This is a genomic window from Bifidobacterium longum subsp. infantis ATCC 15697 = JCM 1222 = DSM 20088 (genome assembly GCF_000269965.1).
GTDB lineage: Bacteria > Actinomycetota > Actinomycetes > Actinomycetales > Bifidobacteriaceae > Bifidobacterium > Bifidobacterium infantis.
In genome coordinates this window covers 2,610,207-2,627,129 of sequence record NC_017219.1, presented here as the reverse complement: position 1 = coordinate 2,627,129, position 16,923 = coordinate 2,610,207, and the positions used below count along the sequence as shown (strand labels likewise).

Genomic DNA, 16,923 nt, shown 5'->3' with positions numbered 1-16,923 from the left:
CGGCGAATGGTGCGATGCAGGATTGGATGGTAGAGCTGTGAACGGTGATTCGGCATTCGCGGTGGCTTTCGATTTCGACGGCACGGTATGCCTCGGCGATGGTCCGGTCAAGGCCTACGCCGAGGCGGTGTGCGCGCATCTTGATCGTGATGATGCGGCCACGTTGAACGATGAGCTGGAGCGGTTTCTGGCATGTCCGGCGGATATGCCGAAGTATTCGGATGCCTATGACGTCGTGCAGGCTCATGCGGCAGGGCGTCTGACCGTCGAGCAGTCGCAGGATGCGTATATGCGTTCGCGTCGGATGTTGGCCGAAGGCACGTTCGACGTGCGCCCGCCCGAGGGATTGGAATCCCTCTTGGAGCGGTTGGGTGAGCTGGGTTGCCGGCGCGTGCTGGTCACGAACTCGCCGATGATCGGGCTGCGTGAGACGTTGGACCGTCTGGGCGTGCTCGAAGGATTCGATGGCATCATCGCCGGTGCCGCCAAGCCAGGCGGATGGCCGAAGGTGATCGAAAGGCTGTCGGCGGTTCGCCGACGGACGGGCGAGTTGAGCATGATGAGTATCGGCGACTACTGGACGAACGATATCGCTCCGGTGCGTGCCGCCGGTGGGCTTACCGCGTTCATCCACGAGCCTGATCCATCCTTGCCCGCGACCATCACCGCCCCGACCTTGCGGCAGATGGTCGATGACATTGTGGATGTATGCGCCGCCGCGACGGCGGATGCCGGTGGGGCCGAGGCCGCTTTCCGGGACTGACCGCAACCGTGTCCGTTGACCCCGTTGACGGCTATCATGTCCTGAGGGCCAGAAGGCTCTATCTCGATGCAGAGGTCGAAAGGATATGTGGCTGCTATGGTGCAGGAACCAACATTGGAATGGCATGTCATACCGGAGCCGACGAATGTCGAGCCGCTGGTGGGAACATGCTCGTTGCCGTTGTCGGGAACGGTTGTGGAGCAACGAGGTGCGGATGATGCGGAGGCCGTGTTTGCGCGTCAGCTTGTCGACGACATTAAGCGCGTGTGCGGAGGCCGCTGGCAGGTGGCCTCCGGAGAGGTTCAGCGGGAGGTGACTTTGCGGACCAGTCCTTCGCTCGATGACTGGTCGTACGTGCTTGAGGTCTCGCCGGACGGCGTTGTGATCACTGGTTCGGGGTTCGAAGGCGTTCGCGATGGCGTGCAGACATTGCGTCAGATTATTCGCCAGATTGGTTTGACGATACCGTGCATGGTCATCAGGGATCGGCCGGCGTTCTCGACCCGCGGTTACTATCTGGACGTGACTCGTGGCCGTGTGCCCTCTATGGCTTGGCTGAAATCGTGGGTGGATCGCCTGTGCTTCTACAAGTACAACCAATTCCAGTTGTACATCGAGCATACGTTCCAGTTCAATGGTCTTAGCGAAGTGTGGCGTGGCGCCGATCCGTTGACTTCGTCCGACATTCTCGAGCTTGATTCCTATTGCGCGGCGCGTGGCATAGAGCTCGTGCCCTCCGTGTCGACGTTCGGACATCATTACACCGCGCTGCGGACGCGGCAACTACGTGATCTGGGAGAGTTTCCGGAGGACGCGGATCGTCCTTTCAGCCTGATCGAGCGAATGACGCACCATACGCTCAACATCACCGATGAGCGGTCCTATGAGTTTTCGACATCATTGATCGATGAGCTGATGCCGTTGTTCCGTTCGCGGAAGTTCAATATCTGCGCCGATGAGACGTTTGATCTCGGCAAGGGGAGGTCGAAGCAGGAATCGGCGAAACGTGGCGTTGGCGCGATGTATGCCGATTTCGTCGAGCGACTGTGCCGCCATGTTGATGATCGTGGGCATGATGTCATGGTGTGGGCCGATGTCGCGCTCGAGCACCCTGAGATCATCGATACGCTTCCCAAGAACATCACCTGGCTGAATTGGCAGTATGAGCCCAACGTGGATGATGGCACAACGGCAGCTCTCGCCGATGCCGGCGCGACGCAGATGGTGTGCCCGGCGGTGTGGTGCTGGAATGCGCTGATTCCGCGGATCGACGATGCGTGGAATAACATCACCAGGATGGCGCGCCATGGCCGCGCCCATGATGTTTCGGGGATGCTGGTCACTGATTGGGGGGATTTCGGACACGTCAACGATCCCCGCATGTCGGTTCCGGGCATGATCTTCGGTGCGCAGCAATCCTGGAATCCGGATGCCGAGCTCAGCGAAGTCGATATGCTGTCGCGCATATCCACCATCGAATACGGCGACCATACTGGTAGCGTGGTCGGTGCGCTCAGGGGCGCTTCTGCCAAAGGCGGATTCTCGTGGAGCGATCTCGTCACCTATCTGGAACTGGACGACGGCCGTGGCGGATGCAATACGGAGATCGTGCGGGTCATGGGCTGTCTGGAAGCGTATCGGAATGATTTGCCGCAGTCCGGTCAGGCAAGGTTGGCGGATGCTCGCGTTTCGATGCTGCGGACGTTGCGTGACTCCATTCTCGCGGGCCGGGAATTGAACGGCAAGCTTGACGATGCAGCCAAGGATATCACCCAGCTGCTCCGCGTGGCCGGTGATCCCTCCTCCGCTGCGGTCTGGTCGTTGGCCATCGACGGTCAGCGTCTGCTGAACCGTGTCGGGTTGGCGTTGTTGGCCGCGCATGGCGTGGTGCGGCAGGATGAGGCCGGAATCGATGCGGCGAAGCTGGCCGATGAACTGGAATGCTGGACCGAACAGTATTCGAGGCTCTGGCATGAGGTCAGTCGGCAGTCGGAACTGGCCCGCATCCAACACGTGGTATGGCGCGCGGCGGACGTGCTGCGTTCCATTTAGCCGGTTGCGTGGTGACGGGAGCGGCGGTGCGAGCGGGCCTGATGCAAATATGTTAAGGCTGTTGACAGTGCTGGCTCCCGTACCTATCATGGTTGCGTCCATCTCATAGGTGTGATGGATGCAACCGAAGTCATCATCGACTCAAAGGAGAGACAATGAGGAATGTCGCGATGAAGGTGGGTGCTGCGGTATGCGCCGTGGCCTTGCTGGGTTCGCTGTCTGCGTGTGGCAATAAGAAGTCGACCACGACGGCTGACGGCAAGCCGATTGTGACGGTTCTGGTCAAGAAGAACGCCAATCAGGACAAGATCGCCAATATGCAGTGGGCCAAGGACTTGGAGGCCGACTGCGATTGCAAGATCGAGTGGCAGGAAGTGACTCGAGAAGCTTGGTCACAGCAGAAGAACGCCACCTTGGCCTCTGGGGATATCGCGGACGTGAACCTTAACGGATTTAATTCCCTTGACGCCTATCAGTATTCGGGAATGTTTGAGGATCTAGGCAAGAGTCTCGACAAGTTGCCAAATATCAAGGCATTCTTTAAGGAGAAGCCGGAAGCTAAGAAATTCTCGACTGATTCCAAGGGTAGAGTCTATGCAATAGCCACTGCGCGCGGAAAATCTTATTCCGGTACGGGCCAGCACATGCTGATCAACAAGGCCTGGCTCGACAAGCTGGGTCTGCAGGTGCCGACCACGTGGGACGAGCTGGAGAACGTGCTTATGGCGTTCAAGACCCAGGACCCGAACGGCAACGGACAGGCCGACGAGATCCCGATGAACATACAGAAGCTCGGAAGCGGTTTCTCCTGGTATAGCCCGATGCTGCTGCTCAATTCCACCGGCATCCCGACCGGCTTCAATAAAGGCGTATCCACTTCTGGTTATTATGTCAAGAACGGCGTGGTCAAGAGCTTCCTGACCTCCGACGAATACAAGGAGGTCGTCAAGTACTACCACAAGCTCATCTCCGAGGGGCTGATTCCAGCGGACTGGGCCACCAAGGACGATGACGCCTACAACGCGAACCAGATTAGTGACGGCCAGATCGCGAAGACCGGCGTGGTGTTCGGTTGGTCTCCGACTGACAATTTCGGCAAGCTCAAGGACCAGTACATCGCTATGCCGGCACCTTCTGCTCCGGGCGTTTCCCCGGATGAGACCGTGTGGGATGGTTCCTCTAGCGAATTGGCTCCTGCTGGGCTGACCATTTCCGCGCATGCCGCGAACAAGGACGCTGCGCTGAAGCTGGCCAACCTGCTCTACTCCGAGAAGTACTCCGTGCAGCAGTTCCTCGGATCGTTTGGTCAGACTTTGACTAAGACCGGTGAGCATAAGTATACTGTGGACAGCGCCAAGTTAGACAAGCTGACTAAGGATAATCTTTACCCTGGTTTGTCGGAATTGCTGGTGGGTTGGATTCCCAATGAAGTCATCATTAAGGGTGATACCCACGCCGATGAACTGATTGAGGTGAACAAGGTGTACGAGGAGCAGCGCAGCCACTTCGATCCCGTCAAGGACTATATTCCCGACTACGTCAATATGGATAATATGGATCCTTCCGATTCCGCGAAGTTGAGTACAAGCAATGCGGAGATTAACAACACCGTTATGCAGAAGACTGCTGCTTGGATGTCCAAGGGCGGCATCGACGAGGAATGGGATGCCTACTGCAAGCAGCTCGACAGCATTGGCCTTCAGGATAACATCAAGATCTGGCAGAAGTGGTACGACACCTACACGAAGTGACGGTGTCGTGAGCGCAGACCTGTTGCAAGGCAGTGCTTGCGACTCCGCGATGTGAGCCGCACCCGAATTGTTGAACTGGAGGAATTCGGATCAACGATCGGGTGCGGCTCGCTCATGCGGAGCGGATGCGATGTTGAGGCCGGGTCTGCCGCGGGTCCGTCGCGAACCGTTTCACCGTGGCCGAGTCCTTGCCCGGCGCCACGCAGGGCAAGCTTGACGATGCAGCCAAGGATATCGCCCCGCTGTTCCGCATCCAACGTGTGGTATGGCGCGCGGCGGACGTGCTGCGTTCCATTTAACAGGTTACGTGGTGGCGGGAGCGGCGATGTGTGGCGCGACTCACATATATGTTAAGAATGTTGACGAACTCCATCTCCCGTGCCTATCATGAGTGCGTCCGTCCCGCAGATGCGGCGGATGCTCTCAAATATCATCATGTCAAAGGAGAGACGATGAGAAGACAAACTATGGTGAAGGCGGGTGCCGTTGTGTGTGCCGTGGCCTTGTTGGGGTCGCTGTCTGCGTGTGGGGGCAGCAAGAAGCCGACCACGACGGCTGACGGCAAGCCGATTGTGACGGTTCTGGTCAAGAAGAACGCCAATCAGGAAAAGATGGCTGATATGCAGTGGGCCAAGGACCTGGAGGCCGACTGCGATTGCAAGATCGAGTGGCAGGAAGTGACTCGAGAAGCTTGGGGGCAGCAGAAGAACGCCACCTTGGCCTCTGGAGATATCGCGGACGTGAACCTGAATGGATACGGTGCCGTTGATGCTTACCAATATCCCGGTATGCTCGAGGATCTGAGCAAGGATCTTGACAAGCTGCCAAACGTCAAGGCATTCTTTAAGCAGAAGCCGGAAGCTGAAAAATTCTCTGCTGATACCAAGGGAAAGATTTATTCGATAGCTACAGGGCGCGGCAAGTCCTATTCCGGCACGGGCCAGCACATGCTGATCAACAAGGCCTGGCTCGACAAGCTGGGTCTGCAGGTGCCGACCACGTGGGACGAGCTGGAGAACGTGCTCAAGGCGTTCAAGACCCAGGACCCGAACGGCAACGGCCAGGCCGACGAGATCCCGATGAACATTAAGAAGCTCGAAAGCAGCTACTACACCTGGTATAGCCCGATGCTGCTGCTCAACTCCACCGGTATTTCGACCGGATTTAATATGAGCGCGGCGTCCGAAACCGGCTTCTACGCCAAGAACGGCGTGGTCAAGAGCTTCATGACCTCCGACGAATACAAGCAGGTCATCAAGTACTACCACAAGCTCATCTCCGAGGGCCTGATCCCCGCCGACTGGGCCACCAAGGACGATGACGCCTACAACGCGGACCAAATTAGTGATGGTCAGACCGCGAAGACCGGCGTGGTGTTCGGTTGGTCTCCATCCGACAATTTCGGCAAGCTCAAGGACCAGTACATCGCCATGCCGGTGCCGTCTGCCCCGGGCGTCTCGCCGGACCAGACCGTGTGGGACGGCTCCTCCAGTGAGCTGTCTGTTGCCGGACTGTCGATTTCCGCGCATGCCGCGAACAAGGACGCTGCGCTGAAGCTGGCCAACCTGCTCTACTCCGAGAAGTACTCCGTGCAGCAGTTCCTCGGTTCGTTTGGGCAGACCTTGACCAAGACCGGTGAGCACGAGTACACCGTGGATAACGACAAGTTGAGCCAATTGACCGGTGATAACCAGTATCCTGGCCTATCGGAATTGCTGGTGGGCTGGATTCCTGATGAAGTCACCATCAAAGGCGATAGTCACGCCGATGAGCTGATTGAAGTGAACAAGGTGTACGAGGAGCAGCGCAGCAACTTCGATCCCGTCAAGGACTATATTCCCGACTACGTCAATATGGATTCGGCTGATGCGGCAAAGTTGAATACAAGCAATGCTGAGATTTTCAATACCGTCATGCAGAAGACTGCCACTTGGATGTCCAAGGGTGGTATTGACGAGGAGTGGGATGCGTATTGCAAGCAGCTCGACAGCCTTGGCCTTCAGGATAACATCAAGATTTGGCAGAAGTGGTACGACCTTTGCGTAAAGTGACGGTTTCGTGAGCGCAAGCTTGTTGCAAGGCAGTGCTTGCGACTCCAAGATGTGAGCCGCACCCGAGTCGTTGAACTGGAGGAATTCGGATCAACGATCGGGTGCGGCTCGCTCATGCGGAGCGGATGCGGTGTTGAGGCCGGGTCTGCCGCGGGTCAGGTAGATCATGGTGCTGGAGCAGTCCATGTTCCCGAAGCTGCGGGAGCGGGTTTTGACATGCTGCGTTCTGTTTAGTGGATTACATGGTGGCGGGAATGACTATGTGTGGCGCGACTCACATATATGTTAAGAATGTTGACGAACTCCATCTCCCGTGCCTATCATGAATGCGTCCGTCCCGCAGATGCGGCGGATGCGCTCAAATATCATCATGTCAAAGGAGAGACGATGAGAAGGCAAACTATGGTGAAGGCGGGTGCCGTTGCGTGCGCCGTGGCCTTGCTGGGGTCGCTGTCTGCGTGTGGGGGCAGCAAGAAGTCGACCACGACGGCTGACGGCAAGCCGATTGTGACGGTTCTGGTCAAGAAGAACGCCAATCAGGAAAAGATGGCCAACATGCAGTGGGCCAAGGACTTGGAGGCCGACTGCGATTGCAAGATCGAGTGGCAGGAAGTGACTCGAGAAGCTTGGGCCCAGCAGAAGAACGCCACCTTGGCCTCTGGAGATATCGCGGATGTGAACCTGAATGGATACGGTGCTGTTGAGGCTTACCAGTATCCCGGTATGTTCGAGGATCTGAGCAAGGATCTTGACAAGCTGCCGAACGTCAAGGCCTTCTTTAAGCAGAAGCCGGATGCCAAGAAGATGTCCACTGACTCCAAAGGGCGGATTTATGCGATAGCCGATGGTCGAGGCAAGGCCTACTCCGGCACAGGTCAGCATATGCTGATCAACAAGGCCTGGCTTGACAAGCTGGGTCTGCAGGTGCCGACCACGTGGGACGAGCTGGAGAACGTGCTCAAGGCGTTCAAGACCCAGGATCCGAACGGCAACGGCCAAGCGGACGAGATCCCGATGAACATTAAGAAACTCGAAGGCAGCTATTTCACGTGGTACAGCCCGATGCTGCTGCTCAACTCCACCGGCATCGTCACCGGCTTCAACAAGGGTGTGTCTGAATACGGCTTCTACGCCAAGAACGGCGTGGTCAAGAGCTTCCTGACCTCCGATGAATACAAGGAGGTTATCAAGTACTACCACAAGCTCATCTCCGAGGGCCTGATTCCCGCCGAGTGGGCCACCAAGGACGATGACGCCTACAACGCGGATCAGATCAGTGACGGCAAGACTGCGAAGACCGGCGTGGTGTTCGGTTGGTCTCCATCCGACAATTTCGGCAAGCTCAAGGACCAGTACATCGCTATGCCGGTGCCGTCCGCCCCGGGCGTCTCCCCGGACCAGACCGTGTGGGATGGTTCCTCCAGTGAGTTGTCCCCTGCAGGACTGTCGATTTCCTCCCACGCCGCGAACAAGGACGCCGCGCTGAAGCTGGCCAACCTGCTGTACTCCGAGAAGTACTCCGTGCAGCAGTTCCTCGGCTCCTTCGGCAAGGCAATAACCAAGACTGGTGAGCATGAGTACACTGTGGATAATGACAAGCTGAGCCAGTTGACCGGTGACAACCAGTATCCTGGCCTGTCGGAATTGTTGGTGGGCTGGATTCCTGATGAAGCTACTATCAAGGGCGATACTCACGCCGATGAATTGATTGAAGTGAACAAGGTGTACGAGGAGCAGCGCAGCCACTTCGATCCCGTCAAGGACTATATTCCCGACTACGTCAATATGGATAATATGGATCCTTCCGATGCGACGAAGCTGAACACTAATAATGCCGAGATTTTCAATACCACTATGCAGAAAACTGCTACTTGGATGTCCAAGGGTGGCATTGACGAAGAATGGGATGCCTACTGCAAGCAGCTCGACAGCATTGGTCTGCAGGAGAGCACCAAGATCTGGCAGAAGTGGTACGACACCTACACGAAGTGACGGTGCCGTGAGCGCAAGCTTGTTGCAAGGCAGTGCTTGCGACTCCAAGATGTGAGCCGCACCCGAATTGCTGAACTGGAGGAATTCGGATCAACGATCGGGTGCGGCTCGCTCATGCGGAGCGGATGCCGGGTCTGCCGCGGGTCAGGTAGATCACGGTGCTGAAGCAGTCCATGTTCCCGAAGCCGCGGGAGCGGGTTTTGACGTGCTGCGTTCTGTTTAGTGGATTACATGGTGGCGGGAATGACTATGTGTGGCGCGACTCACATATATGTTAAGAATGTTGACGAACTCCATCTCCCGTGCCTATCATGAGTGCGTCCGTCCCGCAGATGCGGCGGGCGCGCTCAAATATCATCATGTCAAAGGAGAGACGATGAGAAAACAAACCGTGCTGAAGGCGGGTGCCGTTGCGTGTGCCGTGGCCTTGCTGGGTTCGCTGTCTGCGTGCGGCGGCGACAAGGAGCCGACCACGACCGCTGATGGCAAGCCGATTGTAAGTGTCTTAATAGTCAAGAGACCCAGTACGGATAAAATCGCCAACATGCAGTGGGCCAAGGACTTGGAGGCCGACTGCGACTGCAAGATCGAGTGGCAGGAGGTCAGCGAGGACGCCTGGGCCCAGCAGAAGAACGCCACCCTGGCCGCAGGTAAGCTTGCGGATGTAAGCCTCCACGCCTTTGGAGTGCCTGATGCTGCTCAATATCCAAGCATGTTCGAGGACCTGAGCAAGGATCTTGACAAGCTGCCGAACGTCAAGGCCTTCTTTAAACAGAAGCCGGATGCCAAGAAGCTTATCACCGATCCTGACGGTCACATATATGCCCTGCCTTCGTCCCGAGGCAAGTCCTATTCCGGATCTGGTCAGAATATGCTGATCAACAAGGCCTGGCTCGACAAGCTGGGTCTGCAGGTGCCGACCACGTGGGACGAGCTGGAGAACGTGCTCAAGGCGTTCAAGACCCAGGACCCGAACGGCAACGGCCAGGCCGACGAGATCCCGATGAACATCAAGAAGCTCGACAGCTACTTCTCTTGGTATAGCCCGATGTTGCTGCTCAACTCCACCGGCATCGTCACTGGTTTCAACAAGGGGCCGACGGTTACCGGCTATTATGCGGATAACGGCGTGGTCAAAAGCTTCCTGACCTCCGACGAATACAAGCAGGTCATCAAGTACTACCACAAGCTCATCTCCGAGGGCCTGATCCCCGCCGACTGGGCCACCAAGGCTCTCGACGCGTATGATTCGGATCAGACCAGTGATGGCAAGACCGCGAAGACCGGCGTGTCGTTCGGGTGGTCGCTGGACGCGAGTTTCGGAACGCTCAAGGATCAATACATCGCTATGCCGGTGCCGTCCGCCCCGGGCGTCTCCCCGGACCAGACCGTGTGGGATGGCTCGTCCAGCGAATTTGACGGCAACAAACTTTCCATCTCATCGCATGTTGCGAACAAGGACGCTGCGCTGAAGCTGGCCAACCTGCTCTACTCCGAGAAGTACTCCGTGCAGCAGTTCCTTGGCTCGTTTGGACAGCTGGTTACTGATAACGGCAATCATCAATACACCGTGGATGCAGAGAAGACCAGTCAGCTGATGAAAGACAACCTCTTCCCTGGTCTGTCTGATCGGTTTACGGGTTGGATTCCCGACGAAGTCTCCATTAAGGGCGATACCAATGCTGATGATTTGCTTGAGGTGAATAAAGCATATGATGAGCAGCGCAGCCACTTCGATCCCGTCAAGGACTACATTCCGGACTATGTGAACCCCAGCCCCGAAGACAATAACAAGCTGAGTAGCAATAATACCCAGATTCTCAACGTTGTTATGCAGAAGACTGCCACTTGGATGTCCAAGGGTGGTATTGACGGGGAGTGGGATGCGTACTGCAAGCAGCTCGACAGCCTTGGTCTGCAGGAGAACGTGAAGATCTGGCAGAAGTGGTACGACACCTACACGAAGTGATGGTGTCGTGAGCGCAGATCTGTTGCGAGGCAGTGCTTGCGACTCCGAGATGTGAGCCGCACCCGAATTGCTGAACTGGAGGAATTCGGATCAACGACCGGGTGCGGTTCGCTCATGCGGAGCGGATGCGGTGTTGTCTCGCGTACCAGACAGACACAAATACAACAAGGAGATTCACACTATGAATCAGTTTCGTGGGGTCATTCCCCCGGTCGTCACTCCATTGACCGCGGATCATCGTCTCGATGTGGAGAGTTACCGGCGTTCGATCGACCGTATGATTGCGGCCGGGGTCAATGGACTTTTCGTTCTCGGATCCTCAAGCGAAGTCGTGTTCTCCACGGATGAGCGACGTCGTGAGATACTGGCCGCGGCCATTGAGATTGCCGGCGGCCGAGTGCCGGTGCTGGCGGGGTGCATCGACACGGAGACCAATCGTGTGATCGAGCATGCTCGCGCGGCTCGTGAGATGGGAGCCGCCGCCATCGTGGCCACGGCGCCGTTCTACGCATTGGGCGGCGTGGCGGAGATCGAGAGGCATTTCCGTCTGATTCACGCCGCGGTGCCTGAATTGCCGCTGTTCGCATACGATATCCCCGTATGCGTGCATACCAAGCTGCCCAATGATCTGCTGATCCGCTTGGGGCGTGATGGCGTGCTGGCCGGGGTGAAGGACTCGTCGAACGATGATGTGGCGTTCCGTTTCCTGATTGGGGACAACGAGGAGAACGGTCATCCGCTGACGTTGCTGACCGGTCAGGAAGTCGTCGTCGATGGCGCGTACATGGCCGGCGCGGACGGCAGCGTGCCAGGCTTGGCCAATGTGGATCCATATGGCTATGTTGCGATGTGGAACGCCTACCGGAACGGTGATTGGGATTCGGTGCGCAAGGAGCAGAACAAACTCGCCGCATTGATGCGAATCGTCCTGGCGCCGTCCGGCGTCCAGGGATTCGGTTCCGGCGTGGGCGCGTTCAAGACCGCGATGGCGTTGCTGGGCGTGTTCGACACCAACCAGATGCCCGAACCGGTGTTGGCGTTGCATGGCGACAATGTGAAAGCCATTGCGGACGTGTTGCGTGCATGCGGTTTCGAGCTTGCGCGCACGGTGGAACAGGTCGATGTGTCCACCGAGTGATGATGACGTGCCATCCCGCGGACCTTCTCCTTCCCCCAACCCATGTAGGTCCGCGGGATGGCACACCGCAATGTTGCGGAATGCGCCGGGGTGCCGTTTGGCCGTGAACGGAGATTGCCCGTGGACGCCGGGCGGCATCAAGGTGATGAACAGGAGTGAGCGAATATGACGGAGAACGGGATGATGAATACGAACAATACTGTGTGCGGCGCGAACCATGACGGAGCGATGAGTCTGGCGGCCCCAGGCGATTACGGTGTGGCCTGCTACCGGATTCCGGCCCTTGCCGAGGCGCCCAACGGCTGGATCCTCGCGGCGTTCGACGCGCGGCCCCATAACTGCCAGGATGCCCCGCAAGCCAATTCGATCGTGCAGCGTATCTCCAAAGACGGCGGCCGGTCATTCGAGCCGCAGCATGTTGTGGCCGCCGGGCATGATGGCGTCGACAAATACGGGTATTCCGATCCGTCCTATGTGGTGGACCGGCAGACGGGAGAGGTGTTCCTGTTCTTCGTCAAATCCTATGACGCCGGTTTCGGAACCTCCCAGGCGGGCGTCGATCCCTCTGCGCGTGAGGTGCTTCAAGCCGCCGTCACCAGTTCCATCGACAATGGCGTGACGTGGAGCGAGCCGCGCATCATCACCGCCGACATCACGAACAGCGAATCATGGATTTCACGGTTCGCTTCTTCCGGTGCCGGCATCCAGCTCACGTATGGCGAGCATGCGGGGCGCCTGATCCAGCAGTACACCATCAAGGAGCTCGACGGCCGCTACCGTGCGGTATCGGTCTTCTCCGACGATCACGGTGCAACCTGGCATGCAGGCACCCCCGTCGGCGATCACATGGACGAGAACAAAGTCGTGGAACTTTCCGATGGCCGTGTGATGCTGAACTCGCGTTCCTCCGATGGAAACGGTTGCCGCTATGTCGCCATCTCCCGGGACGGTGGCGCCACGTATGGTCCGGTGATCCGTGAAACGCAGCTGCCCGATCCCGAGAACAACGCGCAGATTGCCCGTGCGTTCCCCGATGCCCCCGAGGGGTCGGCGCAGGCCAAGGTTCTGCTGTATTCCTCCTCGTCGCCTTCGGACAGGATCGATGGTCTGGTGCGCGTCTCGATCGATGACGGCAAGACCTGGAGTGCCGGCCGACGGTTCACGACAGGGCCGATGGCGTATTCGGTGATCGCCGCATTGAGCCACAAGGCCGGCGGCGGCTATGGCCTGCTGTATGAAGGTGATAATAATAACATTATGTACACCCGTATCTCGCTCGACTGGCTCAACGGCCAGCTGAACGTCGACGGAATCGGCGGTTTTCCGCTGTCTGGTGAGGGAGGGTGCTGAGGCATAGCGAAACGGTGCCGATATTTCATATATGTTAAGGACGTTGACAAAATATCTCCCGAGACTTATCCTAGGTGCGTCCACCTCGCAGACGTGGCGGGCGCATCCAGGATCATAATTTCAAAGGAGAGACAATGAGAAGAAGAACCGCACTGAAGGCGGGCGCCATCACGTGCGCCGTCGCCTTGCTGGGTTCGCTGGCTGCATGCGGCGGCAGCAAGGAGCCGACCACGACCGCCGACGGCAAGCCGATCGTGAGCGTTCTGGTCGTGAAGAGGCCGGCCACGGACAAGATTGCCAACATGCAGTGGGCCAAGGACCTCGAGGCCGACTGCGACTGCAAGATCGAGTGGCAGGAGGTCAGCGAGGACGCCTGGGCCCAGCAGAAGAACGCCACCCTGGCCGCGGGCAAGATTGCGGACGTCAGCCTCCATGCGTTCTTCCCCGCCAACGCCGCGCAGTTCCCGGGCCTGTTCGAAGATCTGAGCAAGGATCTCGACAAGATGCCGAACGTCAAGCAGTTCTTCAAGGAGAAGCCGGACGCGCAGAAACTCACCACCGATCCCGAAGGCCACATGTACGCCCTGCCTTCGTCCCGAGGCAAGTCCTACTCCGGCACGGGCCAGCACATGTTCATCAACAAGACCTGGCTTGACAAGCTGGGTCTGCAGGTGCCGACCACGTGGGACGAGCTGGAGAACGTGCTCAAGGCGTTCAAGACCGAGGACCCGAACGGCAACGGCCAGGCCGACGAGATCCCGATGAACATCAGGAAGCTCGACAGCTACTTCACCTACTACAGCCCGATGCTGCTGCTCAACTCCACCGGCATCGTCACCGGCTTCAACAAGGGCGCGTCCCCGACCGGCTTCTACGCCAAGAACGGCGTGGTCAAGAGCTTCCTGACCTCCGACGAATACAAGCAGGTCATCAAGTACTACCACAAGCTCATCTCCGAGGGCCTGATCCCCGCCGACTGGGCCACCAAGACGTTCGATGCGTGCGATACCGACCAGCTCAGCGACGGCAAGACCGCGAAGACCGGCGTGTCGTTCGGATGGTCCCAGGATGCGAGCTTCGGAACACTCAAGGATCAGTACATCCCCATCCCGGTGCCGTCCGCCCCGGGCGTCTCCCCGGACAAGACCGTGTGGGACGGCTCTTCCGCCGAGTTCGAAGCCGATAGGTTCTCCCTGTCCTCCCACGCCGCGAACAAGGACGCCGCGCTGAAGCTGGCCAACCTGCTCTACTCCGAGAAGTACTCCGTGCAGCAGTTCCTCGGCTCCTTCGGCAACCTGGTCACCGATGACGGCAACCGCCACTACACCGTGGACGAAGACAAGTACACCAAGGCGATGGGCGACAACCTCTTCCCGGGCTTGGCCGATCGTTTCTCCGGCTGGATTCCCGATGGCGTCACCATCAAGGGTGATGTCGACGGCGACAACCTGCTTGAGGCGAACAAGCCGTACGAGGAGCAGCGCAGCCACTTCGATCCCGTCAAGGACTACATTCCGGACTACGTGAACCCCGATCCGACGGACAGTAATACACTGACCAATAACAATGCACAGATTTCCAATGTTGTTATGCAGAAGACTGCTACTTGGATGTCCAAGGGTGGTATTGACGAGGAGTGGGATGCGTATTGCAAGCAGCTCGACAGCCTTGGTCTGCAGGAGAACGTGAAGATCTGGCAGAAGTGGTACGACATCTACACGAAGAAGTGATGTAGCGGTTCCGCCGTTGCATGAGCGGGTCGTCCCGTCCGTCGCGCGTTCGCGTGGCGGGCGGGGCGGACGTGGGAAGGATTTTTATGTCTGTGGTGAAGCAGGGTGAAGTGGTGGATAACGCGTTGGCGGCTCGTTCCGCGCCGTTGCCGGTGCGGTTGGGGCGTCATTTCCGTCGGTACGGCGCGTTGTGGCTGATGACGTTGCCGGCGTTGGTGTTCGTCGGTCTGTTCGCGTACGTGCCGATGTACGGTCTTCGTCTCGCGTTCTATGATTTCGATCCGGTCGAGGGTCTGATGGGCGGCAGGTTCGCGGGGCTGCGGTATTTCGAGCAGTTCTTCCGGTCGGGCATGTTCGTGAACATCATGGTCAACACGTTGCGGATCAGCCTGTGGACGCTGGTCATGGGGTTCATCGCCCCGATCGTGCTGGCGTTGCTGATCAACCAGATCTCGTCGTCGAAGATCAAGGGGTTCGTGCAGACGGTGACGTACATGCCGCACTTCATCTCGACGGTCGTGATCGTGTCGATGATCAACATCTTCCTGTCGCCGAGCACGGGCATGATCGGGCGCCTGTTCCCGGGCACCGACCTGTTGGGCGAGCCGGGGCTGTTCACGCCGATCTACTGGATCAGCGAGGTGTGGCAGCACATGGGTTGGAACTGCATCATCTATCTGGCGGCGTTGAGTTCGGTGGACCTGTCCCTGTACGAGGCCGCGAAGATCGACGGGGCCGGTCGTCTGCAGCTCATCCGCTACGTCGACATCCCGGCGATCATGCCGACGGTGGGCATCATGCTGATCATGAACATGGGTTCCGTGCTCAACGTGGGCTTCGAGAAGGTGCTGTTGATGCAGAACCCGATGAACCTGTCCGTGTCGGAGGTCATCGCGACGTACACGTACCGCATGGGTATTCTGGGCAACCAGTTCAGCTACACGACGGCCATAGGCCTGTTCAACACCGTGGTCAACTTCTTCTTCCTGGTGCTCGCCAACTTCATTTCGAAGAGGGCGTCGGACACCAGCATCTTCTAGCGGGCGGGAGGGTCCATTATGACAAGCACATCCATCAATCCGGCGCCGGTCCGCGGCGCGGGGTCGGACGACATCCCGTTCAACCCGAAGCTGAGGCAGAGGAGGAGCGTGTCCGACTGGGTCGTCGACATCGTGATCTGGCTGTTGATCGCGTTGGTCGTGGTGGCGATCGTCTATCCGATCTGGTTCATCGTGATCGCCTCGGTCTCGGACCAGACGATGGTCAGCCAGGGCAAGGTGTTCCTGTTGCCCGCGAAGATGAACTTCGGCGGTTACGCCAAGGTGTTCACCGATTCGAGGATCTGGGTCGGCTACCGCAACACCATCTTCTATTCGGTGGCGGGCACGGCCCTGAACATGCTGGTCACGATCCCGGCGGCGTTCGCGTTGTCTCGCCGCGAGTTCAAGCCGCGCCGCGTGATCCTGTTCCTGATGACGTTCACGATGTTCTTCTCGGGCGGCATGATCCCGAGCTTCCTGCTGTACAAGCAGCTGGGTCTGCTGAACTCGGTGTGGGTGTTCATCCTTCCGGGCGCGGTGAGCGTGTGGAACCTGATCGTGGCGCGTTCGTTCTTCGAGAGCTCGATCCCGGAGAGCCTGCATGACGCCGCGCAGATCGACGGCCTGGGGTATTTCGGGTATTTCCTGCGGATCGTGCTGCCGTTGAGCTCCGCGATCCTGGCGGTGATGACGTTGTATTACTTCGTGGGTCATTGGAACGACTTCTTCACTGGCTTGGTGTACATCCGCGACGCGGACAAGCTGCCGTTGCAGAACGTGTTGCGTTCCATCCTGTTGTCGAACCAGACGAACATCACCGGTCAGAGTTCGGGTGGCATGGACGTGGTGCAGCAGCGTGATTTCGCGAACCAGATCAAGTACGGCGTGATCATCGTGTCGACGTTGCCGTTGCTGGTGTTGTATCCGTTCCTGCAGAAGTATTTCAACAAGGGCGTGATGATCGGTGCCGTGAAGGGCTGATCGTCGGGGGTTTCGTTGCACGACACACAACGAAACCCGCCCGTGACGTGTATGCCATTGGCGGCTCCATGAGAGTGGATGCCGCCAATTGTTTTGTAGCGATCCA

The 16,923-nt window shown here is 58.1% G+C and carries 11 protein-coding genes and 1 pseudogene; all 12 read left to right on the top strand.

Features of this window, described 5'->3' with window-relative positions; all coding sequences use genetic code 11:
• Positions 1-37: 37 nt before the first annotated feature.
• The 12 genes and pseudogenes from BLIJ_RS12180 (at position 38) to BLIJ_RS12130 (ending at position 16,817) form a co-directional block, all read left to right on the top strand.
• The gene (locus BLIJ_RS12180; protein ID WP_014485191.1) at positions 38-763 is read left to right on the top strand and encodes an HAD family hydrolase; all 726 of its coding nucleotides are present in this window, start codon (positions 38-40) and stop codon (positions 761-763) included.
• A 96-nt stretch (positions 764-859) separates the two neighbouring features.
• Positions 860-2,815: a beta-N-acetylhexosaminidase gene (locus BLIJ_RS12175; protein ID WP_012578580.1), complete on the top strand. Its 1,956-nt coding sequence runs from the start codon at positions 860-862 to the stop codon at positions 2,813-2,815.
• Positions 2,816-2,970: 155 nt separating this feature from the next.
• A complete protein-coding gene (locus BLIJ_RS12170; RefSeq protein WP_012578579.1) occupies positions 2,971-4,566 on the top strand; it encodes an ABC transporter substrate-binding protein in 1,596 nt (531 codons plus the stop codon).
• A gap of 176 nt (positions 4,567-4,742) precedes the next feature.
• Positions 4,743-4,865 (top strand): hypothetical protein, encoded by a 123-nt coding sequence (locus BLIJ_RS15225; RefSeq protein ID WP_012578578.1) that lies wholly within the window; start codon positions 4,743-4,745, stop codon positions 4,863-4,865.
• A 153-nt stretch (positions 4,866-5,018) separates the two neighbouring features.
• The gene (locus BLIJ_RS12165; RefSeq protein ID WP_012578577.1) at positions 5,019-6,617 is read left to right on the top strand and encodes an ABC transporter substrate-binding protein; all 1,599 of its coding nucleotides are present in this window, start codon (positions 5,019-5,021) and stop codon (positions 6,615-6,617) included.
• A gap of 387 nt (positions 6,618-7,004) precedes the next feature.
• On the top strand, positions 7,005-8,609 hold the full coding sequence (locus tag BLIJ_RS12160; RefSeq protein WP_012578576.1) for an ABC transporter substrate-binding protein: 1,605 nt from the start codon (positions 7,005-7,007) through the stop codon (positions 8,607-8,609).
• A gap of 376 nt (positions 8,610-8,985) precedes the next feature.
• Entirely contained in the window at positions 8,986-10,578 is a 1,593-nt protein-coding gene (locus tag BLIJ_RS12155; protein ID WP_012578575.1) for an ABC transporter substrate-binding protein, read from the top strand.
• Between the two features lie 181 nt (positions 10,579-10,759).
• On the top strand, positions 10,760-11,716 hold the full coding sequence (locus tag BLIJ_RS12150; RefSeq protein ID WP_012578574.1) for a dihydrodipicolinate synthase family protein: 957 nt from the start codon (positions 10,760-10,762) through the stop codon (positions 11,714-11,716).
• Positions 11,717-11,926: 210 nt separating this feature from the next.
• A pseudogene (locus BLIJ_RS12145) lies at positions 11,927-13,003 on the top strand (sialidase family protein); the annotation flags it as partial.
• 197 nt (positions 13,004-13,200) lie between these two features.
• Positions 13,201-14,796 (top strand): ABC transporter substrate-binding protein, encoded by a 1,596-nt coding sequence (locus BLIJ_RS12140; protein ID WP_012578572.1) that lies wholly within the window; start codon positions 13,201-13,203, stop codon positions 14,794-14,796.
• A gap of 86 nt (positions 14,797-14,882) precedes the next feature.
• Complete coding sequence (locus BLIJ_RS12135) at positions 14,883-15,836, top strand: ABC transporter permease (protein WP_012578570.1); 954 nt, start codon at positions 14,883-14,885, stop codon at positions 15,834-15,836.
• Between the two features lie 18 nt (positions 15,837-15,854).
• Entirely contained in the window at positions 15,855-16,817 is a 963-nt protein-coding gene (locus BLIJ_RS12130; protein ID WP_012578569.1) for a carbohydrate ABC transporter permease, read from the top strand.
• Positions 16,818-16,923: the final 106 nt, after the last annotated feature.